The sequence below is a fragment of the Caulobacter sp. P4_E5 genome (assembly GCF_056401555.1).
Map to the genome: position 1 here is coordinate 1 of NZ_JBFUJD010000031.1, position 23811 is coordinate 23811.

20 protein-coding genes are annotated in these 23811 nt (G+C 66.1%); 7 read left to right on the top strand and 13 right to left on the bottom strand.

The features are described from left to right. The first annotated feature begins 99 nt into the window (after positions 1-99). Positions 100-534, top strand: a complete 435-nt coding sequence (locus AC1DSO_RS11705) for a YybH family protein (protein ID WP_477068983.1) — start codon at positions 100-102, stop codon at positions 532-534. Between the two features lie 234 nt (positions 535-768). Here AC1DSO_RS11705 and AC1DSO_RS11710 read toward each other — a convergent pair whose 3' ends face one another. From AC1DSO_RS11710 to AC1DSO_RS11745, 8 genes are all read right to left on the bottom strand, one after another. Further along, on the bottom strand, positions 769-1290 hold the full coding sequence (locus tag AC1DSO_RS11710; RefSeq protein ID WP_477068984.1) for a cupin domain-containing protein: 522 nt from the start codon (positions 1288-1290) through the stop codon (positions 769-771). 115 nt (positions 1291-1405) lie between these two features. Next, positions 1406-2566: an SDR family NAD(P)-dependent oxidoreductase gene (locus AC1DSO_RS11715; protein ID WP_477068985.1), complete on the bottom strand. Its 1161-nt coding sequence runs from the start codon at positions 2564-2566 to the stop codon at positions 1406-1408. An 87-nt stretch (positions 2567-2653) separates the two neighbouring features. Continuing rightward, positions 2654-3052 carry a winged helix-turn-helix transcriptional regulator gene (locus tag AC1DSO_RS11720; RefSeq protein WP_477068986.1) on the bottom strand — a complete coding sequence of 133 codons (399 nt, stop codon included), beginning with the start codon at positions 3050-3052 and terminating at the stop codon, positions 2654-2656. A gap of 122 nt (positions 3053-3174) precedes the next feature. Then, positions 3175-3804 (bottom strand): glutathione S-transferase family protein, encoded by a 630-nt coding sequence (locus AC1DSO_RS11725; protein WP_477068987.1) that lies wholly within the window; start codon positions 3802-3804, stop codon positions 3175-3177. Between the two features lie 57 nt (positions 3805-3861). Next, entirely contained in the window at positions 3862-4293 is a 432-nt protein-coding gene (locus AC1DSO_RS11730; protein ID WP_310083310.1) for a DoxX family protein, read from the bottom strand. 134 nt (positions 4294-4427) lie between these two features. Continuing rightward, the gene (locus AC1DSO_RS11735) at positions 4428-5723 is read right to left on the bottom strand and encodes an epoxide hydrolase family protein (protein ID WP_477068988.1); all 1296 of its coding nucleotides are present in this window, start codon (positions 5721-5723) and stop codon (positions 4428-4430) included. Between the two features lie 62 nt (positions 5724-5785). Beyond that, a complete protein-coding gene (locus tag AC1DSO_RS11740; protein WP_051950095.1) occupies positions 5786-6202 on the bottom strand; it encodes a nuclear transport factor 2 family protein in 417 nt (138 codons plus the stop codon). Positions 6203-6270: 68 nt separating this feature from the next. Further along, entirely contained in the window at positions 6271-7023 is a 753-nt protein-coding gene (locus tag AC1DSO_RS11745) for an SDR family NAD(P)-dependent oxidoreductase (RefSeq protein ID WP_310083316.1), read from the bottom strand. Positions 7024-7136: 113 nt separating this feature from the next. On the opposite strand from AC1DSO_RS11745, the gene AC1DSO_RS11750 reads away from it, so the two are divergent. Next, positions 7137-8042: a LysR family transcriptional regulator gene (locus tag AC1DSO_RS11750; RefSeq protein WP_310083318.1), complete on the top strand. Its 906-nt coding sequence runs from the start codon at positions 7137-7139 to the stop codon at positions 8040-8042. A gap of 229 nt (positions 8043-8271) precedes the next feature. Here AC1DSO_RS11750 and AC1DSO_RS11755 read toward each other — a convergent pair whose 3' ends face one another. The 3 genes from AC1DSO_RS11755 to AC1DSO_RS11765 all read right to left on the bottom strand — a co-directional run bounded on the left by AC1DSO_RS11755 (position 8272) and on the right by AC1DSO_RS11765 (position 12938). After that, positions 8272-8679 carry a hypothetical protein gene (locus AC1DSO_RS11755; protein ID WP_477068989.1) on the bottom strand — a complete coding sequence of 136 codons (408 nt, stop codon included), beginning with the start codon at positions 8677-8679 and terminating at the stop codon, positions 8272-8274. A gap of 46 nt (positions 8680-8725) precedes the next feature. After that, positions 8726-9469 (bottom strand): FadR/GntR family transcriptional regulator, encoded by a 744-nt coding sequence (locus AC1DSO_RS11760; RefSeq protein ID WP_477068990.1) that lies wholly within the window; start codon positions 9467-9469, stop codon positions 8726-8728. A 130-nt stretch (positions 9470-9599) separates the two neighbouring features. After that, positions 9600-12938 carry a TonB-dependent receptor domain-containing protein gene (locus tag AC1DSO_RS11765; protein WP_477068991.1) on the bottom strand — a complete coding sequence of 1113 codons (3339 nt, stop codon included), beginning with the start codon at positions 12936-12938 and terminating at the stop codon, positions 9600-9602. A 383-nt stretch (positions 12939-13321) separates the two neighbouring features. Here AC1DSO_RS11765 and AC1DSO_RS11770 point away from each other — a divergent pair, with 383 nt between their 5' ends. From AC1DSO_RS11770 to AC1DSO_RS11790, 5 genes are read left to right on the top strand one after another with little or no spacing between them, the layout of a single operon-like run. Then, entirely contained in the window at positions 13322-15511 is a 2190-nt protein-coding gene (locus AC1DSO_RS11770) for a polysaccharide lyase 6 family protein (RefSeq protein ID WP_477068992.1), read from the top strand. A 5-nt stretch (positions 15512-15516) separates the two neighbouring features. Then, positions 15517-17694 (top strand): alginate lyase family protein, encoded by a 2178-nt coding sequence (locus AC1DSO_RS11775; protein ID WP_477068993.1) that lies wholly within the window; start codon positions 15517-15519, stop codon positions 17692-17694. Between the two features lie 8 nt (positions 17695-17702). Continuing rightward, complete coding sequence (locus AC1DSO_RS11780; RefSeq protein WP_477068994.1) at positions 17703-19004, top strand: MFS transporter; 1302 nt, start codon at positions 17703-17705, stop codon at positions 19002-19004. Further along, positions 19004-19756: an SDR family NAD(P)-dependent oxidoreductase gene (locus AC1DSO_RS11785; protein WP_477068995.1), complete on the top strand. Its 753-nt coding sequence runs from the start codon at positions 19004-19006 to the stop codon at positions 19754-19756. The genes AC1DSO_RS11780 and AC1DSO_RS11785 overlap by 1 nt, the downstream gene beginning before the upstream one ends. A gap of 14 nt (positions 19757-19770) precedes the next feature. Beyond that, on the top strand, positions 19771-20670 hold the full coding sequence (locus tag AC1DSO_RS11790) for an alpha/beta hydrolase fold domain-containing protein (RefSeq protein WP_477068996.1): 900 nt from the start codon (positions 19771-19773) through the stop codon (positions 20668-20670). Positions 20671-20710: 40 nt separating this feature from the next. Here AC1DSO_RS11790 and AC1DSO_RS11795 read toward each other — a convergent pair whose 3' ends face one another. Beyond that, positions 20711-22075 (bottom strand): DUF1501 domain-containing protein, encoded by a 1365-nt coding sequence (locus AC1DSO_RS11795; protein WP_477068997.1) that lies wholly within the window; start codon positions 22073-22075, stop codon positions 20711-20713. Positions 22076-22079: 4 nt separating this feature from the next. Continuing rightward, entirely contained in the window at positions 22080-23771 is a 1692-nt protein-coding gene (locus tag AC1DSO_RS11800; protein ID WP_477068998.1) for a DUF1800 domain-containing protein, read from the bottom strand. Positions 23772-23811 lie beyond the last annotated feature (40 nt).

Here is a 23811-nt window from a genome sequence, read left to right on the forward strand (position 1 = left end):
TCTGCGCGCAGCGTCCACGATGGCAAGGCCTACCGCTGTGACCGCGTCGCAGGCAATCGCCCACCCCCTGACCGAAACCCCAAAGTCCCGGAGACCCCATTGACGAACAGGTTCGCGTTCCTTGCCAGCATGACCCTGGCGACGGCCTCACCCTTCGCGGCCCACGCCGCCGGTCCGGACATCCAAGCCCTGGAGGCGCAGTGGGCGCGGGCGTTCAACGCCGGCGACGTCGGCCACGTCGTCGAACTCTATGCCGCCGACGCCTGGCTCGTGATCCCCGGCGCAGCGCCGGTGAAGGGGAAAGCCGCGATCAAGGTGGCGCTCGCCCAAATGTCCGGGCAGGTCACGAAGATGGATTTGCGCACGCAGTCGGTGCTGGCCCTGGGCGCCGGCGTGCTGGTGGAGAACGGCGTGGCGAGCTTCGACGCCGACGACGGGGCAGCCAATCCCAAGACGTCCAACTACCAAGTCATCTGGAAGCGTGACCGGCAGGGTCATTGGCGCATCGTCCGCGACGTCGTCAGCCCTCTTTAGAACGTGCGCCTCGCGGAGGGCGGCTGCCCGGTTCACGGGTCTCGCGGTGACGGTTCTGTCGCTCCCGTCGCTTGGTCGGTTTAGATCGCCAGTGGCCACTCATAGTTCTCCGCAGCATCCGTATCAGCGCGGCAAGGTCACGCCGTGCCGAATGTCCAGATTCCGCGGGGCGGCCAATTTCCGCTTATGGCGCGGCCCGGCCGCCGCGACGCTTCGTGGGCGCGGCGGCTTACCTCAGACCGTCTCGCCCCGCACGATGGCAGCGACTTCGTCATCGGTGAGCGGAGGCCCGACGATGTCCATCCCCGCCTCGTTGGCGCAATCGATCAGCGCATCTACGTCGGCGATTGTGAGGTCTCTGTCGACGATCCGCTCGAAGAAGGTCTCAAACTCCCCCGGCGCCACCGTCACCTGGAAGCGTACCGGCGCATCGCCATAGGCGCGCCAAGTATGCGGCATGAGTTTCGGCAGCAGGATGACATCGCCAGGGCCTGCCGCACGGCAGCCTGTCGGGGTCCAGAGCACGATGTCGCCCGACTGGATCAGGAAGATCTCGTCGTCCTTGTGGTGGAAGTGACGCGGGGGGCCAAATCCGGGCGGCGCCCGATAGTCCATGATCGCAAGCGCGCCTTGGGTGTGGTCAGGAGACAGGCGTGTCCGGGAGGCCTCGCCCCAGGATGTTGTCGTAAAACCCTCGTCGGTCTCGGCATCCACCAGAAGATCGCGAACGTCATTCGACTTCGACACAGTCGTCACTTTCAACTCCATTTACTGATATTGGTCGCAGACCGCCAACACGCATGGCGCTGGCGTGAAAATGCCGACGAAGCGACAGTCTCAATCGGTACTCAGCGCATCCGCAGGACCGGCTTCACGCGCCGTTCGTTGGGACGCGCACGCCCGTCATGGTCTCGCACAACGACCAAAGGCGATCGGCGACACTCACGTCGAGGGCCCAGGATTTCACGCCGTACGGCGCACGACCCTCGTCGGGCACGACCGGCGCGATATCGCAGTCCTCCAGATAGACGCCGCCCTTGCCGTCCAGGTCTCGACTGACGGCCGCCCATGTGGCCGTCGCGCCGCCCTGCTGCACGGTCTTGTAGAGGTCGCCCCCGTTCTTTGGGCGACGCCAGAGGTTGAGAGCCTCGGTGACATGCAGGGCCCGAAGCGTTGCGGCGGCGAGGCGCCCGAGCGCGACCTGGCGGCTTGGCTTCTGGCCAACACCGCCCGCGGCAAAGAGGTCCGACGTGGGCACCGGGCCCGGCGTCGTGGCGAAGACCCGGATCTGCTTGTCGCGCCACAGCTCGTCCTCCTTGATCGACAGGAGGATCAGCGCCGTCTTGGACTGCGCGTAGGCGCGCATTCCCGTGTAGGGCGTGTGATGGAAGTTGATGTCGTCGAGCAGCACGCCACCCGCGTGGTGACCCCGGGAGGCGACATTGATCACTCGGGCGCCCTTCGCCCGTTCCAGCGCCGGCAGAAGCCGCACGGTCAGCCGATAGTGCCCAAGGACATTGGTCGCGAACTGTCGCTCGTAGCCACGATCGTCACGCTCGAGCGGCGTGGCCATGATGGCGGCGCTGTTGATGAGGATGTGCACCGGTCGTCCGGACTGGACGTAGCGCGCAGCGAAGGCGTCGATCGAGGCGGGCTGTAGCAGGTCGACATATTCGACGCTGGTGTTGGCGATGCCAGACAGTCCGCGCCGCGCACGATCGACATCGCGGGCCAGGACGATGACGTGTGCGCCAGCGCGAGCCAGGGCCCGAGCCGCTTCCCGGCCCGTGCCGCTATGGCCGCCTGTGATCACCACGACCTTGCCGCGCAGATCGACGCCCTTCACGACCTCCATGGCCCAGGTGCGATGACCGAAGGGCGACGGGATCCGGTGTTGTCGCGCGTCCGGAATATCGGGCGCGACATAGAGCGGAAGGCTCGCGGACGGGTCGCCTAGCGCCTTGTAGAAGAGGCCGACGATCCCGCCATAGGTCGCGGTCAAGATGCCGGCCGCCGCCAGCGCGAGGATCAAGGTTTTCTGCATGGCGCTAGAGTCGTCCGCCAAGCCGTTTCCATCAAGTAGGATGGATTTTCAGACCTAGTCTGGAAGAGCAGACCGCTATGAAGCGATGTTCTGGCCGGCTTCGAGCAGGCCATCATACTTCAGAGACCAGTCCAGCATCGCCCTGAGCGTTGGCATTAGGTCTATCCCTGCCTGGGAAAGCTCATATTCCACGCGCTGCGGTATTTCCGGATAGGCGTTGCGGATCACGATGCCGTTGGCCTCGAGGTTCCGAAGCTGCTCGGTCAGCATGTGCTGGGTGACGCCGGGAAGCGCGCGCCGCAAGGCGCCAAAGCGCGTCGGGCCCTGGATCAAGGTGCAGACGATCTCGATCTTCCATTTGCCGGTGATGGCGCGGATGGTGCGCTGGAAGCGAAGGATGTCGGTCGCCTCGGGGCCTTCGCACCCGTCGCAGTCGTCTCCGTAGACGCGCGGCTCGACAGTCTGGTCTCTCATTCGAACGTCCTGAAATCCCCATGCGTCTGAAACACAGCACAGGAAAACTTAGGTGAGGATGTTCGGCCCCACCTTGATGAGACCGAACATTCCCTATGCGAGTTGGCGCCGCGGCGCGCCAGTCAATGCGCCAGCGCCAGCGTGCTGGTGATCGCCGCGGCGACCGCTGGACGCGACAAGATCTCGTCGTGCCAGCGCTTAACGGCCGGGAACGGGGCGAGGTCCGCGCCGAAGGCCCTGTGGCGCCAAATCCATCCGAAATGGGCGATGTCGGCGATCGTGTACTGGTCGCCCGCGACGTAAGGGTTGCGCTGGAGGACGCCGTCGAGAACCCCGAGCACGCGTTCCACTTCCTTGCGCGCCGCCGTGCGGGCGTCGCCTTCGGGCGCCTTGCGCATCTCGAGCAGGAAGGCCTGCAGGAAGGCGGGGCTGGCGGCCGAAGCGTGGAAGAAGAGTTGTTCGAACACCTTGCCCCGACGCTCCGGATCGATCGGCAGCAGTTGGCCGGTCTTTTCCGCGAGGTAGACGAGGATCGCCGCGGACTCGCTGAGCACGACGTCGGCGTCCCCGGCCGGCGCGCGATCGATCAGGACCGGCACCTTGCCGTTCGGATTGAGGGCCAGGAAGGCGTCGCTTCTTTGCTTGCCCTGGCGAAGATCGACGGGGACGAGGCTGTGGGACAAGCCCATCTCTTCGGCGGCGATGGCGACCTTGACGCTGTTGGGCGTCGCGAAGGCGTGGATCTCGAGCATTGGGAAGTTTCCTTAATGATGCTGGCCGGAACGGTGCTGGCCGCTCCGGCCTGTTCCTCAGCCGCGGCGAGCGTCGAGGCTGATGCGGCCGCCGCCGAAGGCGACGACGTGCAGAAGGCCGCCGGCCATCGCGATGTTCTTGAAGAAGTGGATGAACTGGTTCTGGTCGCCGAGCGCGTTGTGGAAGACCGCTGCGGTGACGAGCGAGAACAGCGCCAGCACGGCCGCGACGGCGCGGGTGCGATAGCCCAGCAGCAGGGCCAGGCCCCCAGCAAGCTCGACAAACACTGAAAGGCCGAAGGCGACGCTGGGCATCGGCAGGCCGACCGATTGGATGTAGCCGATGGTCATGGCCGGCGCGGCGATCTTCGATAGGCCCGACAGCAGGAAGATGGCGCTGATCATGCCGCGGCCGACGAGCGGAACCAGGGTCGAGGTCAGGTTGGAAGCCGTAGCGTTCGGCGCATCGGCAAGGGTCTGGGTATTCATGGCTTTAGTCCTTGATTTGGGTTGCAGGGGTTGTGTCCGGGCGTGAGGGGCCATGCCGCCGATCCGGACACGGGCCCGGCGGCATGAAGGCTGTTGAAGGTGTGGGAGGCGCGGGAGCCGAAACGCGGTGGCGTTTAGCCGCCGCGGACGGTGACGAACGCCTTGCGCATTTCGCTGGCGAAAAGCGCGGGCTGCTCGAAGGCGGCGAAGTGGCCGCCGCGATCGACCTTGTTCCAGTAGATCAGGTTGGGCCAGAGCGCCTGCGCCCAGGCCTTGGTGGTCGTGAAGATCTCCCGCGGGAACACGGTCGCCGCCATCGGCAAGTCGATACGACCGGCGTTCACGCCACGGCCGTTGCGCGCATTCTCCCAGTAGAACCGGGCGGAGGAGGCCGCCGAGTCCGTGAACCAATAGATCGAGATGTCGTCGAGCATTTCGTCCAGGCTCAGGGCGTCTTCGGGGTCGCCGCGGTTGTCGGTCCAGGCCTGGAACTTCTCGTAGATCCAGGTCGCCAGCCCGACCGGAGAGTCTGCCAGCGCATAACCGATCGTTTGCGGGCGGGTGGCTTGTTCGCGGAAGTATCCATGTCCATCGCCCGTGAAGCGTTGGAAGGCCTCGATGGCGGCCCGCTCCTCGGCGGTTGGGTGCTCGGGCAGGTGCTCGGGAATGACGAACTGCCAGTTCACATGCGCCGCGGCCAGGCCCGCAGGCCGTTGATGGGCCAGCGCATGCGTAACGCCCGAGCCCCAATCTCCGCCTTGAGCAACCCACCGGCTATAGCCAAGCCGTTGCATCAGGGTGGCCCAGGCGCGGGCCGTCCGCTCGACCGTCCAACCTGTCTCGGTGGGCTTGTCCGACCAGGCAAAGCCGGGCAGCGACGGGATGACGACGTCGAACGCGTCCTCGGCGCGACCGCCGTAGGCGGTGGGGTCGGTGAGCGGTCCGATCACCTTCAGGAACTCGACGACCGAACCCGGCCAGCCGTGCGTCAGGATCATGGGAAGCGCGCCCGGATGCTTGGACCGCACATGGATGAAGTGGATGCCCAGGCCGTCGATCTCGGTGCGAAATTGCGGGACCGCGTTCAGACGCCGCTCGAAGCGCCGCCAGTCATAGTGGTCACGCCAGTAGGCGACCAGCGCCTTGGCCTTGTTCAAGGGCACGCCTTGCGTCCAGTCGGTCACAGTCTCCTTTTCGGGGAAGCGAGCCATGCGCAGGCGCTGCTTGAGATCGTCGATCGCCGCTTGCGGAACGGCGACGCGAAACGGGGTGATGGCGGCTGTTGCGGGCGGCGTGATGGGCGCGCCGACGTCCGCGCGGACCTCCGATGAGAGGCCAGCCAGTGTGACGACCGCCAACCCTTCGGCCAGACCGCGCAGGGCTTGGCGGCGCGAGGCTGAGGGAAGGTTCGGGGAGAACGGATTGAACACGGGGCAACTCCTTGCTGCCGGGGCTCGCCCTTTGAGGGCGAGCGCGTTGTCGGGAACGCGGATCAGACCGCGGGCTGGGCGCTGGCCCGTCGAAACTCGTCCGACGTCTCGTCGAGGAAGACGTAGAGCGCTGCGATCTTGCCATCGCGAACGATCAGGACGTCCCAGCCGGTGTATTCGAACGCCGCGCCGCGCGGACCCGACCCCCAGGCCAGGCGCCCCGCGTTGTGGAGCACCTGAGGGGCGCCATGGGGCGTATAGACGTAGTGCGGATGCGTCGCGCGCAGGTCGCCGGCGAACTTGTCGATCGCCTCGCGCCCGACGATCGCGCCGGGCGGCACGTAGAGGACCGCGTCCTCCGCCCAGAGTTCATCGATCGCCGCGCGGCGCTTGTTGTCATCGCCCTCGCCGAAGACCTCCTGGAGGTTTCGGTCGAGCAACTCGCGGATACGCTCCGCCGATTCCGTGGACTGGATCATGATGGTCTCCTTGGAAGGGAGCCCGGCCTCGGGCTGCGACATCGCCCCGAGGCAGGCTCTATGATGGCTCAGATCTGGGCTTGGCCGCCGTCGACGAAGAGCTCGATGCCATTGATGAAGCTGGCGTCGTCGGAGGCCAGGAACAGCACCGCCTTGGCGATCTCGTCGGGCTTGCCAACGCGGCCGGCGGGGATCAGGCCGGCCAGATAGTCCCGGGTCCCTTGCGCCTGGTCGCCGCCGCCGAACAGGTCGTCCAGGCCGGCGGTGTCGGTGACACCGGGGCTGATCGCGTTGACGCGGATATGGCGATCCTTCAGGTCGAGCATCCAGTTGCGGGCGAAGTTGCGCACCGCGGCCTTGGTGGCGGAATAGACGCTGAACGCAGGCGTGCCCGAGATGCTGGTGGTCGAGCTGGTCAGGATGATGGACGCGCCGTCCTTGAGCAGCGGCAGCGCCTTCTGGACCGTGAACAGCACGCCCTTCACGTTGGTGTCGAAGGTGCTTTGATAGTGCTCCTCGGAAATGGCGCCGAGGGGGACCATCTCGCCGCCGCCAGCATTGGCGAACAGCACGTCGATCTGGGCGTGCTTCTGCTGGATGGCGTCGTAGAGCCGGTCAATGTCGGCCAGTTTCGACATGTCGCCCTGGACGGCGGTGACGCGGCCGCCGATCTGCTTGACGGCGGCGTCGAGCGTTTCCTGCCGGCGGCCGGTGATGAACACAAAAGCGCCTTCGGCGGAGAACGCCTTGGCCGCGGCCAGGCCGATGCCGCTGGAGCCGCCGGTAACCACCACGACCTTGTTGCTGAACTTGTTCGTCATCGTCTGTCTCCTTGGGGCCGGCCGTGCGCCGGTGATGACGAATAGATGCAGTCAGAACGATGATGCGTGTAGTCAGTGAATATGGCACTTAGCGTTCTATTGGAGGAACGCTGATGCGTATCGACCTCAACGACTACGCCTACTTCGCCGAAGTCGTGGCGCACGGCGGCTTCGCCGCCGCCGGGCGCGCCTTGCGCGAGCCCAAGTCCAAGCTCAGTCGCAGGATCTCCGGCTTGGAGGAGAGACTGGGGCTGCGCCTGATCGAGCGGTCGAGCCGGCGGTTTCGCGTCACCGACACCGGCCTGGCGTTCTATGAGCGATGCCGCGCCATGCTCGCCGAGGCCGAGCAGGCCGAGGCGCTTGTCTTGCAGGCTCAGGCCGAGCCGCATGGACGGATCCGTTTCAGCTGCCCGACGGGCATGCTGCAGCCGATCAATGGCCTGATCTCGTCGTTCCTTGCGCGCTATCCTCGGGTGCGGCTGCAACTCGTCGCGACCGATCGTGCGGTGGACTTGATCGAGGAGCGCATCGATCTGGCGTTGCGCGTGCGCACAAGCCTGACCAGCGACGCCGCGCTGACGATGCGCTCGCTGGGCACCTCGACCCGTATCTTGGTCGCCAGCCCGCAAGTGGCCAGCCAGGTGGCGACCATCGAGCAACTGGCCACGCTGCCGGCGCTGGCGACGAGCGACTCGGCCGACGATCTTGAGTGGCACCTGGAGTCAGGCGATGGCCGCACCCATGTCGTCCGCGTCCAGCCGCGCATGGGCTGCGAGGCCATGACGACCATACGGGACGCGGCGATCGACGGCCTCGGCGTGGCGATTTTGCCAGACCACGTCTGTCTCGAGGCTTTGGGGGCCGGGCATCTGGTGCGGGTGCTGCCGGCCTGGCGCGGGTTTCAGGGCATCGTGCATCTGGTCTTCACGACACGCCGTGGTCTCTCCCCGGCCGTCCGAGCGCTGATCGATCATCTCGCGGCCGGATTTCCGCGCGATGTCCTGAGCAAGCGAGCTTAACTCCATAAGGCAAGTGCTATAGGCAGTGACGCCGCATATGTAGTTTGTGGATGCCGCAAACTCGCCGGGGTGCGGTTCCCTGATGCCGGCGCTAGCGGCCTGATTGACCGGTGCATCCGTCTTTTATTGTAGTCACGGTCAGTTGCCGAAGGCAGGCCCTAAGCTGTCGTTTCGTGCCTTGAAAATCATCTGCGAACGCAGGTGGACGAGGCTGGACGCGAGGTTAAATTCAGCAAAAAGTGTGGGTAGGAGTGTGGGTAGAAAGTCTCCATTCTAAGGAGATTATTGAATATAAACGATAATTTAGATGGTTCTGGCGGGCTCCGTCTCCGCCACCCTTGCCGAGCGCGCCGAAATAGTTGATCCGGCTGTCGAACAGCTGGTGAACCTTGGCGTCCGTCAGCGTACTGCCGAAGATTTCGAGGTACGCCGTCCTGGTCGCTTCGAACAGCCTTGGGCAGGCTTCCAGCCGGCAGGCCAAGGAGGCCGGTAATGGGCTCACGCCCTTACGAGCAAAGAAATGCGCCGCGCAATGGGTGATCGCTGCGCGACCTGAGCCCATCGTCGACTCAAGCTCGTCGAGGCAGGCGATAGATCCGTCGCGACCGGCCACCCCTTCCACGAACAGTCCAAGCAACTTCGCTCGTTCGCCAGGTCTCGGCGTGGCCGTCTGGTGTTGGGCGTCAGGCGGCGCCGTTCTGAACCGAGAGCTTGAAGCGGTCGCGGTGCTGCAGGGCCTTGCGGCGCAGCTGCACGATGGCCTCGGTTTCCTCGGCGGCCAGCATGGCTTCGAACAGGCGGCTGAAGTGCTCGCGCATCGCCAAGCGCGCGGCGTTCGGATCCCGCCTGCGGATGGCGTCGAGCACGGCCCGATGCTCTTCGATCCGATCCTCGAATCCGCTTTTGCACACGTTGCTGTAGACTTGGACGACGCGCGGGGCCTCGTTTCGCATCCGCCAAAGGGTGCGCACGAAATGCTCGATGATCGGACTGCCGCTGTTCTCGGCGATCAGAAGGTGGAAGCGCTCGTCAGCCTCTTCGGCCGCCTCGTCGTTGCCCGCCATCACCCGCATGGTCTCTTCCAGAAGCGTCATGGCTTCGGGGCCCATGTTGAGCGCCGCCAGCGCCGCGGACTCCGCTTCGACGACCGCCCGGACCGTCGTCAGCTCAAACGCGTCAACCTCGGTCAGCGGCGACAGATCCGCTTGCCGGCGTGGTCGGACATAGACGCCCGAGCCCGTCTTTACGGCGATATAGCCCTGCGCCTCCAAGGCGATCTCGGCCTCCCGCACGGTGACGCGCGACACGCCTAGCCGTTCTGCCAATTCGCGCTCTCCGGGCAGGCGGCCGCCAGGAGCGAACTCACCAGACTCGATGAGCTCGACGATCTGCTTCGCGACCTGTTGGTAACGCCTATCCATGGTCATCCGCCGCTGCTCCGCTGCCTTTCGTCCGGATCGCCTCGAGACGACTCAGTGTTCCCAACTCCGGCCGATGGGACATTGGAGAGTTCTATCAGGGGTGAACCAAAGCGGTATACCCCTGACGGGTCAAAGCCTAGTTCCGGAACCGGAACCCGATCGTGAACTGCCGTCCGGGCGAGCCGTAAAGCGCCGCCACGGGATTGTCGGCGTAGTAGTACCGGCTCGTGGCCTGGTTGGTCATGTTCAGGCCCTCGATCGAGAACGACGCCCGGTCCGACAGCTTGTAGCTGAAGGAGAAATCGACGTTCAGCGTATCCTTGGAACCGCCGAAGTCGTTGATCAGCGGCGTATCGCACGCCACGCCGCCGACGACGCCGGGCGCGCAGGCGCCGGCCACCAGCGGGTAGGTGGTGTAGTAGCCGTCGCGCTGGGCCAGGGAGACGCGCGTGTTGATGCGCTTGTCTTCGTAATAGAGCGTCAGGTTGACCGCGTTGGGCGACGCGCCCAGCCAAGGGGCCTTGCCCAGGGTCGCCGGCGTCGTGTCCGAGCCCGGATCCAGGATGTAGGTGAGCTCGGACTGGATGTGGGTGGCGTTGAGCTGGATGCCGGTATTCTTCAGCAGCCCCGGGAGGAAGGTGAAGGCCTGCTGGTAGTTGATCTCCCAGCCTTTCAACTCCCCGCCGGGCGCGTCGCGGAACTGACGCGCGGTGGCGTCGTAGTCGCCGCGGATATAGGCGGCTTGGTCACTGTTCGGGCCGAACTGCTCGATCAGGCTCGCAAGCCCCGCGGCGTCGAGGAAGGTCGACAGCGGCGCGGCGAAGCGCACGGTCTGCGGATAGGAGCCGATCTTCTTCTTGAACACAGCCACCGAAATCAGGCCGCCCTCGGCGTAGTACCACTCTACCGCGGCGTCGAAATTGTTGGCGCGGAAGGGCGACAGCTTCGGATTGCCGATCGTCAGGGTGGCGCCGGAGGTCACCCCGCCCTCCGGGATCGTCAGCTGGGTGATGGTCGGGGCCAGCTGCTGCAACGTCGGGCGTGACATGGTCTGCGCCGCGCCGAACCGGAAATAGAGATTGTCGCGCGGGCGGATGGCGATGTTGAACGACGGCAGGACGTCCGAATAGGAATTGCCGCCCTCCACGGTCCGTCCGCCGGTCGAACGGCCGGTCGAGTCGACATCGGTCGTGGCGTAGCGCGCGCCGATGTTGCCGAAGGTGTTCCAGCCGTCCAGGAAGTCATAGTTGAAGTTGACCTGTCCGTACGCGCCGGCGGTCTGCTCGCGCACCGCGAAGGTCTCGCGTCCCTGCTGGCGGAACTGGGTCAGGCGCCAGTCGCCCCACTTGTTGACGCACTCGCAAGTGAAGCCGAACAGGGCGTCGAACTTCTCGATGTCCGGGCCGAACCACGACGTCGTCGTGCCGGCAGGCACGTCGAGACCCTGGCCGAAGTCGATGACCTTCCCTAGACTGGCGATCGAAACGCCCGCTTCCTTTTCGGTCGGGTTGATCTGGACGTTCTGGCGCTCGGTCTGCGAGGTCGAGAAGCGATAGTCGCGCTGGGTTCCGCCGAACTTCAGGGTCAGGTTGTCGCTGAGCTCCCAGGTGAAGTCGGCCTTCCACGAGTTGTAGCGGTTTTCGACGACCTTCTTGTGGTAGCGCAGGAACGAGACCCCCTTGAGAATCGTCCACTGGTTGGGATCGGCGGCGTTGAAGCCGGCGTCGAACATTGGCATGTCGCCGCCATCGCGCTCGTCATAGGTGAAGGTGGCCGGCTGATCGAACTGACCCCACTCGGCCATCTTGCCGTAGGAGTTGAGCTTCGAGCGCGACGCGCCATAGGTGAAGTCGGCCTTGAACCGGTCACTGAACTCGTGGGTCAGGTTGAACGAAAGCTGGTCGAAAGTGGTGTTGTAGCTGCCCTGGTCGGCGCGCGCCGACCAGTCCAGGTTCCGCAGCTTCAGGTAATCGGCGACCCCGTTGGTGACGCTGGCGGCCAGCACGTCCGTCGCCGGGCGACCGATCTGCTGGGCGCGCATGGCCAAGCCGTCGGCGGAGGCCACATAGCCGGGCGAAACGGGCGAGTTGTAATAGTCGTAAACGTCGAGATTGTTGGGGTTGTATGAGAAGCTCGTGCCGGCGACGAGCGCGCCGCCATAGGTTGCCTGGCCGCAGTCGATCGGCGAGGCGAAGGGACCACCGGCCGTATAGGTGCAGGCGCCGGGGTAGAGCCCGCGCTTGGAGGCCAGCGCGGTCGCGGCGCTAGCCGTGGCGTAGGTGGCGTTGGTGTTGTTGCGGTTCAGGCCGAACGGCAGCAGCTGGTTCAGCGTCGAGGTGCTCTTCTGGTTCGAATGGAGCCCATCGATGGTGAGGCGCGTCCGCGACGAGATATCCCACTGGTAGGCCGCGGTGAGGCCCAGGCGCTTTTGATGCAGGTCCTGTTGTTCGGGGCCGGCCAGGGCGGGGAAGATGATTTGCGAGCCGTCCAGTGACGGGTGGAGCAGGGCGTAGGCGGTTGGATCCGAGCCGGTCACCGCGTCGATATAGGCCGGATTGGTGATGGCGGCGGTGGCCGACACCGTGCCTGGGTTGGTCGCCGTCGGATTCGAGATGCGGTTGCTGAACAGCGTGCCGACGGGCGCGGAGAAGCCGGCGCGTCGCGGGTTCTCAAGCGTGGCCCAAGTCGCCGAGCGATAGACGTACTCGCCCGTCACGATCTGACGGCGGTACTGATCGGTTTCGGAGTCCTTCTCCGAATAGGCGGCAGAGGCCAGGAAGCCCATCTTGCCGTCGGCGAAGCGCTTGGAGAACAGGCCGGCCAGGCGCGGATTGTGGTGCTTGCCGTTCTGATAATAGGCGTCCTCGACCGAGAGCGCGTAGCGATCCTTGCGGTAGTCGAAGGGGCGGCCCGTCTGCAGGTCGACCGTGGCGCCCAGCGAGCCTTCGTCGGTCTCGGCCGAGGCGGTCTTGCGGACCTTCAGGCTGTTGAAGAGCTCTGAGGCGAACACATTGAAGTCGAAGGTCCGGGTGGAGTTGATCGCGGTGGAGTTGGTGTCGTTGGTGCCCGCCGTCGACAACGCCTCGAGGTTGTTGATGCGCACCCGCGTGAAGTCGCCGCCAAGGCCGCGGACGGTGATCGTGCGCCCTTCGCCGTTGTCGCGGTCGATCGAGATGCCGGGGATGCGCTGCAGCGACTCGGCGAGGTTGGCGTCGGGGAAATCGGCGATGTCTTCGGCGTTGATGGCGTCGACCATGACGTCCGACTGCCGTTTGACATTCAGCGCGCTCTGCAGGGAGGCGCGGTAGCCCGTGACGATCACGGCCTCAACCTCATCGGCGGCCTTGGCCGCGCTCTGGTCCTGTACCGACGGCGCTTCCTGGGCGCAGGCCTGACCGAAGCCCGAGCCGATAATCAGGCACGTCGATGCGAGCAGCATGGCGCGCACACCGGCGCGCCGTGGATGGGTGTCCATAGTTCTCATCCTCCCCGAATACCAATTTTCTAAATTTGGCTTACCTATTTGGTTGACCCCGTGTGAGCGAATGTCAACTCCCCATCATGCTGTTTTCCTAAGGCGCACCCAGGTCAGGGCCTGATAGAGTATGGGCTACCGACGGCCGGGCGCGCCGGTTTGAAGCTCGCCAGCATATGGATTGCTGGCCGCGAAAGCGCATTAGATCCATGCTCTTCGGGTCGCCGCAGGCAGCGCAGCGGAAAATTGGTCGACAAATTGGTTGACAGCTTGTCGCCCAGGTGGTCGGCTAGCGTGTCCCGTCCCATTGGAAGCGCAGATCGCGCGGCGTTGGTTTGAGGGGCATAGGAAGCGATCACAGCTTCGGGCGGGGAGGACGTCGATTGAGAAACCTGCGCTCGAACCTTGCCGCCCTGCTGGGCCTTGGCGCCCTGGCCGGCTCGGTCCACGCCGATGCGGTCGAGCGTCTGGTGCGCACCCCGGAAGCGTTCAAGGCGGCGGTGGGAGCTTCCGTCCCCGGCGACGCGGTCGTGCTGGCCAACGGCGTCTGGCGCGATTTCGAGATGGTGTTCACCGGCGAGGGGACGGCCGCCAAGCCGATCACGCTGCGGGCCCAGACGCCGGGCAGGGTCGTGATCTCCGGCAAGTCGAACCTGCGCATCGCCGGCCGGCGCCTAGTGGTCTCGGGCCTGACCTTCAAGGATGGCTTCAGCCCTTCGCCCGAAGTCATTTCGTTTCGGGGGGACGGCAAAGCGCTGGCGTTCGACTCCCGCGTGACCGAGACGGTGATCGACGGCTTCAACAAGCCCGATCGCGCCGCCGAGGACTATTGGGTCGGCCTCTACGGCCAGAACAACCGCTTCGATCACAATCATCTGCAGGGCAAGCTGAACAACGGCGTGACGCTTGCCGTGGTGCTGAGCTCGCCCGAGAGCCAGCAAAATCATCACCGCATCRACCACAACTATTTCGGTCCCCGGCCTCCACTGGGATCCAACGGCGGCGAGACGATCCGAGTCGGGACCAGCCCATTCTCGCGCGCCCGTTCCCTGACCGTGGTCGAGGACAATTATTTCGAAGGCTGCAGCGGCGAGGTCGAGATCGTCTCGAACAAGTCCGGCGGCAACATCTATCGCCGCAATGTCTTCGTCCGCTCGCAAGGGTCGCTGGTGCTGCGCCATGGCGAGGACAACTTGGTCGAGGACAATGTCTTCCTGGGCGGCGGGGTGGCCCATACCGGCGGCGTGCGCGTGATCAACGCCGGCCAGACGGTGCGCAACAACTACTTCCAGGGCCTGCGCGGCGACGGCTTCGCCGCGGCTCTGGTGCTGATGAACGGCGTCCCGAACTCCCCGCTCAACCGCTACAATCAGGTGCTCGACGCCCGTATCGAGAACAATATCTTCGTCGACGTCGGCTCGGTGGTGTTCGGGGCGGGCGCGGATCAGGAGCGGACCTTGCCGCCGGCCCGGAGCACCCTGACCGGCAATGTGTTCCTGGGCGCGGGGCGGCGGGAGATCTTCAAGGTCCTGGCGCCGATCGACGGCCTGACCTTTACCGGCAACCGCCTCGATGGCGTCGCGCCGCTTGCGAGCGTGGCTGGGTTCGAGACGCGGGTGATCGGCCGCGAGACCCTATCGGATGGCCGGGTCTATCCGGACGGCGCCGCGCGCAAGGCGCTGGGCCTGAGAGAGCCGGTCAGGCTGCTGGCCCGTGAAGAGACGGGCGTGGCCTGGTATCCGAAGGGCGATCGGGCCGTCGCTTTCGACAGCGGCCGCGTCCTGAGGATCAAGCCAGGTCAGGACCAACTGTCGGCGGCCGCCGCCAAGGCCAAGGCTGGCGACATCATCGAGCTGGCCGCCGGCGACTATGCCGAAGGCCATGTCATCGAGGTCAGCCGGCCCCTGACCTTTCGCGCCGAGAGGGACGCTGAACCGGTCGTGACCTTCGATCGCGCGACCCTTTTCAACCTGGTGGGTCGAAGCGCTCTGAAGCTGCAAGGGCTGCGCCTGTCGGGCGCCAACGCACCGGACGCGACCGGCAACGCCGTGATCCGCGTGAGCCCCAGCGACCCGCCGAGCAACTACGCGGTCGAACTGATCGACACCGAGGTTTCGCACCTGCGGGTCAGCAAGGCGTTCGCCGTGCTGAAGGGCGAGAAGAACACCTTCGCCGACCATGTGACGATCAGCGGATCGCGCTTTACCGACATCAGCGGGTCGGTGCTCGACCTCGCCGGTGAGACCGGCGGCTCGGGCCTCTACGGCGTCGAGACGGTCGACATCGCCGGCAGTCAATTCACGCGCCTGGGCGGACCCGCGCTCGACATTCTGCGGGGCGGGACGGACGAGAGCACCTTTGGTCCGCGCGTTCTGGTCAGGGGCTCAGCGTTTCGCGACGTCGCGCCGGGCCAGCCGTCGATGCGACTGGACGGCGTCCAGGTCGTGAAGCTCGACGGCAACCTCTTCGAACGCGCGGCTCCGGCCCGCGTCACAATCCACGTCGGCAAGCCCGTTCTCAGCGAGGCCGGCAACACCGGTGCGGCGCTCGAGATCGTCGATCAGCGCAAGTAGGTCAGATGTCCAAGCTTAGAGTGAAGTTGTGCGCCGGGTTCGCGGTCCTGGCCCTGGCCGGGGCGGTTCAGGCCGCTACGCCCGCCAACCCCGCACCGCCCCAGCCGTCGTCAGCCGCCGCCGCTCAGGTCCCGCCTCTGTTCGCCACCACCTTGGCCAAGAGCAAGGCCTTCGTGGATCCGCAACTGCGCAAGACCATCGACGTGCCGGTCCCGGCCGACGCCGGCGGCGGCTACACCCACGAGCGGCACAAGGACAATTATCGCCTGATCTACGAGGCGGGGATGCTCTACCGGCAGACGGGCGACCAGGCCTATGCCGACCTCGTTCGCCGTGTGCTGCTGGACTACGCCAAGCTCTATCCGTCCCTGCCGCTGCATCCCAAGCGCGCCAACCAGGTCCCGGGCAGGCTGTTCTGGCAGGTGCTGAACGACAGTGTCTGGTTGGTCAATTCCGTCCAGGGCTATGAGGCGGTCAAGGACGCCATCCCGGCCGCCGACCGCGCGACCATCGAGGCGGGCGTGTTCCGGCCGATGGCGGCGTTCCTGTCGACCGGCTCGCCCAAGACCTTCGGCAGCATCCACAATCACGGCACCTGGGCGCTGGCGGCGGTCGGCATGACCGGCTACGCGATCGGCGATCAGGGCCTGGTCAAGCAAGCCCTTTACGGCCTCGACGGTTCAGGCAAGTCGGGCTTCTACAAGCAGCTGGAAGAGCTGTTCTCGCCCGACGGCTACTATGCCGAGGGGCCGTACTATCAGCGTTACGCCCTGTCGCCGTTCCTGCTGCTGGCCCAGTCGATCCAGCGCCACGATCCGTCGCGCAAGATCCTCGACTATCGCGGCGGCGTGCTGCGCAAGGCCGTCTACGCCAACATCCAGCAGAGCTACGCCGGCCTGCTGTTCCCGATCAACGACGCCATCAAGGATAAGGGGATCGACACCCCCGAGCTGGTCCACGGCGTGGCCGTGACCTATGCCGCGACGAAGGATCCGGCCTTGCTGTCGATCGCCATCCAGCAAGGTTCGGTGGTGCTCAGCCCCGAGGGGCGCGAGGTCGCCGCCGCCATCGCGCGCGGCGAGGCCAAGCCGTTCCCGTTCGCCTCGATCAAGCTTCGCGACGGAGCGAAGGGCGACAAGGGCGCGTTGGTCGTGCTGCGCTCTGGGCCCAAGGCCAAGGACCAGGCGCTGGTCTTCAAGGCCACGTCCCAGGGCATGGGTCACGGCCATTTCGACAAGCTGTCCTGGCAGTTCTACGACGCCGGCCGCGAGGTCGTGACCGACTACGGCGCGGCGCGGTTCCTGAACGTCGAGGCCAAGGCCGGCGGCCGCTATCTGCCCGAGAACGACAGTTGGGCCCAGCAGACGGTCGCCCACAACACGCTCGTGGTCGACGAGAAGAGCCAATTCGGAGCCAAGACCGAAACGGGCGAGGCGCACTGGCCGACGATCCTGGCCTTCGACACCAAGGACGGCGTCCAGATGACAGCCGCCAGCATCGACGACGCCTGGCCGGGCGTGCGCTACCGCCGCGCCATGGCGCTGATCGACAGGCCCGAGGTCGGGCGTCCGATCGTCCTGGATCTGGTCCGAGCTGAAGGCGGCGGCAAGCATCGCTTCGACCTGCCGCTGCACTATGACGGTCAGATCGTCGAATCCGGCTTGAAGTTCCAGGGCGGGACCAGCGAGCTGAAGCCGCTGGGCAAGGCCGACGGCTATCAGCACCTTTGGGATCGCGGCCGGGCGCCGGTGAAGGACGGGGCGCGTGTCTCGTGGTTCAACCAAGGCCGGTTCTACGACTACGTCTTCGCGTCCGCCGACATCGATCAGGTCGTCCTGACCGAGCTGGGCGCCAACGATCCCAATTACAATCTCCGCAACGAGCGGGCCTTCGTCCTACGTGGCGATGACAAGGACAGCTTCACGCTGGCCGGGGTGCTCGAGCCACACGGCGCCTACAGCGCCGCCGAGGAATACGCTCGCGACACCATCGCCTCGGTGAAGGCCGTCGAGCGCGTGTCGGAGAACGGCGCGGACCTCGTCTTCATCCGCCTGAACTCCGGCAAAAGCCTGGTGATCGGTGTCTCCTGGGATCCCGATCCCGCCAAGCGCCACCGGGTCACGACCTCCGCCGGCGCCTACGCCTGGACCGGGTTCTCCGGTCTGGCCGGTTCCGCACAATGAGGCGCGAGATGAAGTTCAAGGGCCTTCGCTGGCTGATCGTCGGGATGGTCGGCCTGGCCACGGTGATCAACTACATCGATCGCAACGCCCTGGCGGTGATGTGGCCGCGGATCTCCAAGGACATGGGCGTCGGCAAGGAAGAGTATGCGCTCATCCTGACCTGCTTCATGCTGTCCTACGCCGCCGGCCAGACGATCTTCGGCAAGATCTTCGACGCCCTGGGCACGCGGGTCGGCTTCATGCTGTCGATCCTGGCCTGGTCGGCGTCGATCGCCTTGCACTCGGTCGCGCGGTCGATCCTGGCGCTTGGCGTGTTGCGCGCGGCCCTGGGCGTCAGCGAGGCCGGCAACTGGCCCGGCGCGGCCAAGGCCAACGCCGAGTGGTTCCCGGTGCGCGAGCGCGCCTTCGCCCAGGGCATCTTCAACGCCGGCGCTTCGGTCGGGGCCATCATCTCCGCGCCCTTGATCGCCTGGCTGTTCCTGACTTTCGGCTGGCGCGCGACCTTCCTGGTCATCGGGGTGCTGGGTGTCATCTGGGTGGTTCCGTGGGCCATCGTGTGCCGCGCCGGGCCCGAGGACCACCCGTGGCTGTCGGACGATGAGCGCCAGCACATCCTCACCGGCCAGCGTCTGACGACGGGCGAGGCCGAGGTGGAGTACAGGCCAACATGGCTGGGCCTGCTGCGCCACCGCGAGGCCTGGGGCCTGATCCTGGCCCGCTTCTTCATCGATCCGGTCTGGTGGCTGTTCGTGTCCTGGCTGCCGATCTATCTGGCCGAGCGCTTCGGCTTCGACATCAAGCAGATCGGCCTGTTCGGCTGGGTGCCCTATGTCGGGGCGGCGGCGGGCAGCCTGTTCGGCGGCTGGATTTCCGGCTGGCTGATCGGTCGCGGCTGGCGGCCGGGCCTGGCCCGCAAATGGGCGATCACCCTGGGCGGCGTATTCATGCTGCCGGCTCTTCTGCTGACCATCGGCGCGTCCACGCCGCTGCACGCGGTGTTGCTGATCGCCGTGATCCTGTTCGGCTTCCAGATCGCCATCAACAACATCCAGACCCTGCCCAGCGACTATCTGCCCGGCCGGTCGGTCGGCTCGTTGGCTGGGATCAGCGGCACCGCCGCCGTGGCCGGGGTCCTGATCACCACCTGGATCGTCCCAGTCGCCACCAAGGTCAGCTACGCCCCGGTCTTCGTCATGGGCGCAAGCCTGGTTCCTCTTTCCATCCTGTCCATCTGGCTCTTGGGCGGCCGAGGCGAACGCCTCGCTGATCCCGCCCTCGCGGCCCGCACTCCCAATGGAGCAAAATCCTGATGCGCCTCGAAAACAAGACCGTCATCGTCACCGGCGGCGCGCGCGATATCGGCAAGGCCGTGTCCCTGAAGCTGGCGGCCGAAGGGGCCAATGTCGCGATCAACTACTTCGGCAGCGAAGAGGGCGCCAAGGCGACCTTGGCGCAGATCGAAGCCGCGGGCGGTCGCGCGCTGATCCTGAAGGGCGACATGACCTCCGCGAGCGACGTTCAGGCGCTGGTCGACACGGCCCTGTCGACCTTCGGCGCCCCGATCGGCGCTCTGATCAACGTCGCTGGCGGCATGGTCGCTCGCAAGACGCTGGATGAGATGGATGAGACCTTCTTCGACCACGTCATGCGCCTGAACCTGACTTCGGTGTTCCTGACCACCAAGGCCGCCGTCCCGCACATGGCCGCCGGCTCGGCGATCGTCAACCTGTCCTCGCAGGCCGGCAAGGACGGCGGTGGTCCTGGCGCCACGGCCTACGCCACGGCCAAGGGCGCGATCATGACCTTCACCAAGGCCATGGCCAAGGAACTGGGCCCACAAGGGATCCGGGTGAACGCCCTATGCCCGGGCATGATCGGCACCACCTTCCACGACACCTTCTCCAAGGACGAGGTTCGCGCCCGCGTCGCGGCCGGCACCCCGTTGCGCCGTGAAGGCCGCGCGCCAGAGATCGCCGATGCGGTGGCCTATCTAGCCAGCGACGAGTCCAGCTTCCTGACGGGGGTCTGCCTGGACATCAACGGCGGCCTGTTGATGAGCTGATGGGAGAGACATCGATGATCGCCCAAACTCTCGCCGCCAAGGCTCTCGCCGCCATCACCCTGCTGGCCGCGACGTCCGTCGCCGCCCAGGCCCCGACCGATCCCGCCCCGCCGGTCTCGGTCAAGGCGCCGAAGGTGACCAAGGACGTTGTCTACCTGCAGGCCAGCGGCAAGGACCTGCATCTCGATGTCTACCGCAACACCGCCTTCAAGGGACCGCGCCCAGTGCTGGTCTATATCCACGGCGGAGCCTGGTGGAAGGGCGAGAAGCCGGCCGGATGGGGCGGTTTCCGCGCCTATCTGGCCGCGGGTTTCTCGGTGGTCACGGTCGAGTACCGCCTGACCGACGTCGCGCCAGCGCCGGCGGCGGTGCAGGACGTTCGCTGCGCCCTGTCATGGGTGAAGGCCAACGCCAAGGCCTATGGCTTCGACGCCAAGCGGGTGGCGCCATACGGCACCTCGGCCGGCGGTCACCTGGCCTTGATGGCCGGCATGCTGCCCAAGACCAACGACATCGATCTGCCAGCCTGCCGCGACCAGCCGACCGTGTCGGCGATCCTCGATTTCTACGGGCCCTATCACCTGCGATCCGACCTTCCCGGCGCATTCAAGAGCCCGTCGACCGCGCGGTGGATCGGCGGAGGGCCGGAGGCGCTGTGGACGACGATGTCGCCAGCGGCCTACGTGCGCAAAGGCCAGCCGCCGGTGTTCATCGTCCATGGCGATACGGATCCGACCGTGCCTTACGAAGCGTCGCTGGCGCTGAAGGCCGACCTGGACAAGGCTGGCGTTCAAAACCGTTTCCACACCGTGCCGGGCGGCGTGCATGGCAAGTTCCCGAAAGAGGAACAGGACAAGATCGAGCGCGAGGCCCTGGAATTTCTGACGCTGAATAAGGTGGTTGGCGCTCGATAGCGCCAGGCGCTGGCCGGCCAGACCGAAAGTCGGCTGGGACCTAGCCGAACAGCGGCACGGGCCCGCGACCGCCGCCGTTCCAATTGGCCCAGTTGGGGAAGACATAGGGCAGGTCGGCGGCGCTGACACCGTACCACTGGGCGATGGCGCCGACATATTCCTCGGTGGCGATGGAGGGGATCCAGCGGCCGTCGTTGGAAGCGTCTTCCGGACCGCCGAAGGCCGTATCCGGATAACGGCCGTGCACCTTGCCGTTGGCCAGGGCCCCGCCGACGACGAGGTGGTTGGAGCCCCAGGCATGGTCGGTGCCGCCGTTGGCGTTGCCTTTGAACACCCGGCCGAAGTCCGACATGGTGAAGGCGGTGACGTTGTCCTTCAGGCCCAGGGCCTTCATGGCGTTGTAGAAGCCGGCCAGGGCGTTGGCGAGGTCACCGTAGAGGGTGTTGTGAGCGGCCAGCTCGTTGGTGTGGGTGTCATAGCCGCCCTGGCTGACGAAGAAGGTCTGCTTGGCGTGGGCCAGGGTGTTGCGGGCCTCGATCATCCGTGCCGCGCGCAGCAACTGGCGGGAGATGTCCGAGGTCAGGGCCGCGCCGGTGGTGGGATGGACGAAGTACTTGTCCACGGCCGAGGTGGTCGAGGTGATGATGGCGTTGGCGGCCGTGGCTTGGGCGTAGGCCGAGCTCATGCCCTTGCTGGTCAGGTCGGTGATCGCGCCGTAGGACGAAGCGTCGGCGAACACCTCCAGCGCCGCTTGGCGGGCCTTTACGGCCGCGTCGGTGCTGGCGGCGTTGTAGCCGTTGCGGACGATCGATCCCGACGACGGCAGGATCAGCGGCGCGGAGCGGTCGCCGATCAGGGCCAGCTGCGAGCCGGCGATCGAGATCAGCGGCGGCAGGTTGGCGGCCGCGGCGCGGTCGTTGATCCGGCCCATGAAGCCGTCGCGGTTGGCCGCGCGGGCGCGCATGCCCTGCCACTGGTTCTGCTGGTCCTCATGGGACATCAGGTTGATCGGCCGCAGATCCGGGCGGCTGGTGTAGAGGGCCTTGGTCAAGGGCGCGAACAGGGTGCCGGTGTTCAAGACCACGCCCAGGCCGCCGTCGTCCCAGGCGGTCTTCAACGGAGCCAGGGCGGCGTGCAGGCCAAAGGCCGTGCCGCTCAAGGGCACGAGGCTGGTCTGGGCCAGGGCGATACTGGACCCGCGCTGCTTGGCGTAGTCGGCGTAGCGGCCGTCGGTGGGCGCGACCAGGTTCCAGGCGTCGTTGCCGCCGAACAGGAACACCCCGACCATGGCGCGGTACGATCCGCTATCGGCGGCCAGGGCGCTGGCCAGGCCCAGCTGGCCCAGGGCCGCGACGGCCGAGCCGCCGGCGGTCAGTTGCAGGATTTCACGACGAGAGACGGACATACGCTTACCGATCGACTTGGAAGAGGGGCGAGGAGGCGGCGATGTACAGCGCCGCCTGGGCGCGACGACGGGCCTGCAGGGCCGGGTCGGAGTTCTTGATCGCGGCCATGGCCGAAGCGATCGCCTGGCGTTGGGCCGGGGTCATCGCGCCGTTCAGCATCACCAGATTGATCCGGTCGATCGTCTTGGCGTCATTCGCGCCGCTGGCTTCCCACGACGCCCAGTTGGGGACCGTGCCCGTCGCGCCCAATGTTGGCTTGAACTCGCTGCGCGTCGCGTCGCCGCCCACTGTCCAGTCATAGAGGAAGTTGTGCCGGCTGATGGTCGTGGACGTGGTCATCAGCTTGCCCACCGGACTAACCAGGCCGGCGCCCTGCGGCAGCGGGAAATCGTAGGGGTAATAGTTGAATACGGACGGCGGCCGGAACGGAGCCTGGCTCATGCCGGCGTCGCGGGTCGTGAAAGCATAGCCATCGGTCGTGTAGCCGATGGCGCGGCCCAAGGAGGTGGCCAGCAGCACCGGTTCCTTCACTTTGCCCGGCAGTTGCGAAACGACGCGCGCCTCGCTATCGAGATAGATCGCCCGAACCACGGCCTTCAGGTCGCCGCGCACGCCCGCGCCGTTGTTGGCGAACACCGCCGCCACGCGCTCGACATAGGCCGGAGTCGGATTGGCCAAGGTCAGCTGCTGGATCAGCCGCTTGCAGATAAAGGGTCCGGTGTTGGGGTGGTAGAACACCGCATCGACCACCGCGTCGACATTGGCCTGCTGGCTGGCGCCGGCCGCGACCGTCTTGCCGAGGAACGTCTTGGCGCCGGTGTCGAAGCGCGTGGCGTACATCACCATAGGCCGCGACCAGTCACGCTTGTTGTTGTCGGTCAGGGCCGCCCCGTTCAGCCGCGCCCAGGTCCACCCCGTCAACGCTCGCGCCACCTCCCTCACGTCGGTGTTGCTGTAGGTGGGAATGGTCGCGCCCGTGCTGTCGGTCTGGGGCGTGCCATCCGGATTGAGCAGCACCGTTCCGACCGAAAACAGCTGCATCAGCTCGCGGGCGTAGTTCTCGTTAGGCTGGCTCTTGTTGGAGTCGGCCATGTCCAGGTAGTCGCCCATAAAGCCGTTGAGCGTGACGGCCTGGAGGATGTCGCGGTAGTTTCCAAAGGCGTTGCTGAGCAGGATCTGCTGGAAGGTCGCCAAGCCGGCCGTGTTGTGGACATCCTGCTCGGACGCGACGACGATCTGCGAGAGGGCGAAAGCCACCCGTTGGCGCAGCTGGTCATCCCTGCCGATCGCATCGGCGTAGAACCGCATCTGCATCGGCGAAGCCGAGAAGTTGTCCCGGTTGCAATTGGTCAGATCCGCGCCCGTCAACGTCGAGCAGAAGTTTCCCGGCACCGGCTTGCCGGCTAGATCGGCATAGCTGCTGGAAGTCAGGGTGAACTGCTCGTCGAGCCAAGCCGTCACCGACCTCTTGGCGACGATCGCGTTGATCAGCTCCGGCGTCGGGCCAAAACTGGCCTGCTTGGCCAACCGCGCGGCCTCGTCCGGCATGATCTCGCCCGTCGGGGCGAGCGCGATGGCGTCGGCGGCGCCGCTTTTCGTCGAGCCGCCGCCGGCGCTGTCGCTCGGCGCGCCGCCACAGGCGGAGAGGAAGATCGTGAGGCTAAGCGCCGCCGAGCCAAGGTGCTGTTTACGCATAACAAAGTCCCTGACGCGCCAACGGGCGGCGCGCCTGAAG

What these genes read in the sequence shown, in the direction of transcription:
- AC1DSO_RS11720 (WP_477068986.1), bottom strand. Translation starts at nt 3,052, where the DNA reads ATGAGAGACCAGACTGTCGAGCCGCGCGTCTACGGAGACGACTGCGAC.
- AC1DSO_RS11725 (WP_477068987.1), bottom strand. Translation starts at nt 3,804, where the DNA reads ATGCTCGAGATCCACGCCTTCGCGACGCCCAACAGCGTCAAGGTCGCC.
- AC1DSO_RS11730 (WP_310083310.1), bottom strand. Translation starts at nt 4,293, where the DNA reads ATGAATACCCAGACCCTTGCCGATGCGCCGAACGCTACGGCTTCCAAC.
- AC1DSO_RS11740 (WP_051950095.1), bottom strand. Translation starts at nt 6,202, where the DNA reads ATGATCCAGTCCACGGAATCGGCGGAGCGTATCCGCGAGTTGCTCGAC.
- AC1DSO_RS11745 (WP_310083316.1), bottom strand. Translation starts at nt 7,023, where the DNA reads ATGACGAACAAGTTCAGCAACAAGGTCGTGGTGGTTACCGGCGGCTCC.
- AC1DSO_RS11750 (WP_310083318.1), top strand. Translation starts at nt 7,137, where the DNA reads ATGCGTATCGACCTCAACGACTACGCCTACTTCGCCGAAGTCGTGGCG.
- AC1DSO_RS11760 (WP_477068990.1), bottom strand. Translation starts at nt 9,469, where the DNA reads ATGACCATGGATAGGCGTTACCAACAGGTCGCGAAGCAGATCGTCGAG.
- AC1DSO_RS11765 (WP_477068991.1), bottom strand. Translation starts at nt 12,938, where the DNA reads ATGGACACCCATCCACGGCGCGCCGGTGTGCGCGCCATGCTGCTCGCA.
- AC1DSO_RS11775 (WP_477068993.1), top strand. Translation starts at nt 15,517, where the DNA reads ATGTCCAAGCTTAGAGTGAAGTTGTGCGCCGGGTTCGCGGTCCTGGCC.
- AC1DSO_RS11780 (WP_477068994.1), top strand. Translation starts at nt 17,703, where the DNA reads ATGAAGTTCAAGGGCCTTCGCTGGCTGATCGTCGGGATGGTCGGCCTG.
- AC1DSO_RS11785 (WP_477068995.1), top strand. Translation starts at nt 19,004, where the DNA reads ATGCGCCTCGAAAACAAGACCGTCATCGTCACCGGCGGCGCGCGCGAT.
- AC1DSO_RS11790 (WP_477068996.1), top strand. Translation starts at nt 19,771, where the DNA reads ATGATCGCCCAAACTCTCGCCGCCAAGGCTCTCGCCGCCATCACCCTG.
- AC1DSO_RS11795 (WP_477068997.1), bottom strand. Translation starts at nt 22,075, where the DNA reads ATGTCCGTCTCTCGTCGTGAAATCCTGCAACTGACCGCCGGCGGCTCG.
- AC1DSO_RS11800 (WP_477068998.1), bottom strand. Translation starts at nt 23,771, where the DNA reads ATGCGTAAACAGCACCTTGGCTCGGCGGCGCTTAGCCTCACGATCTTC.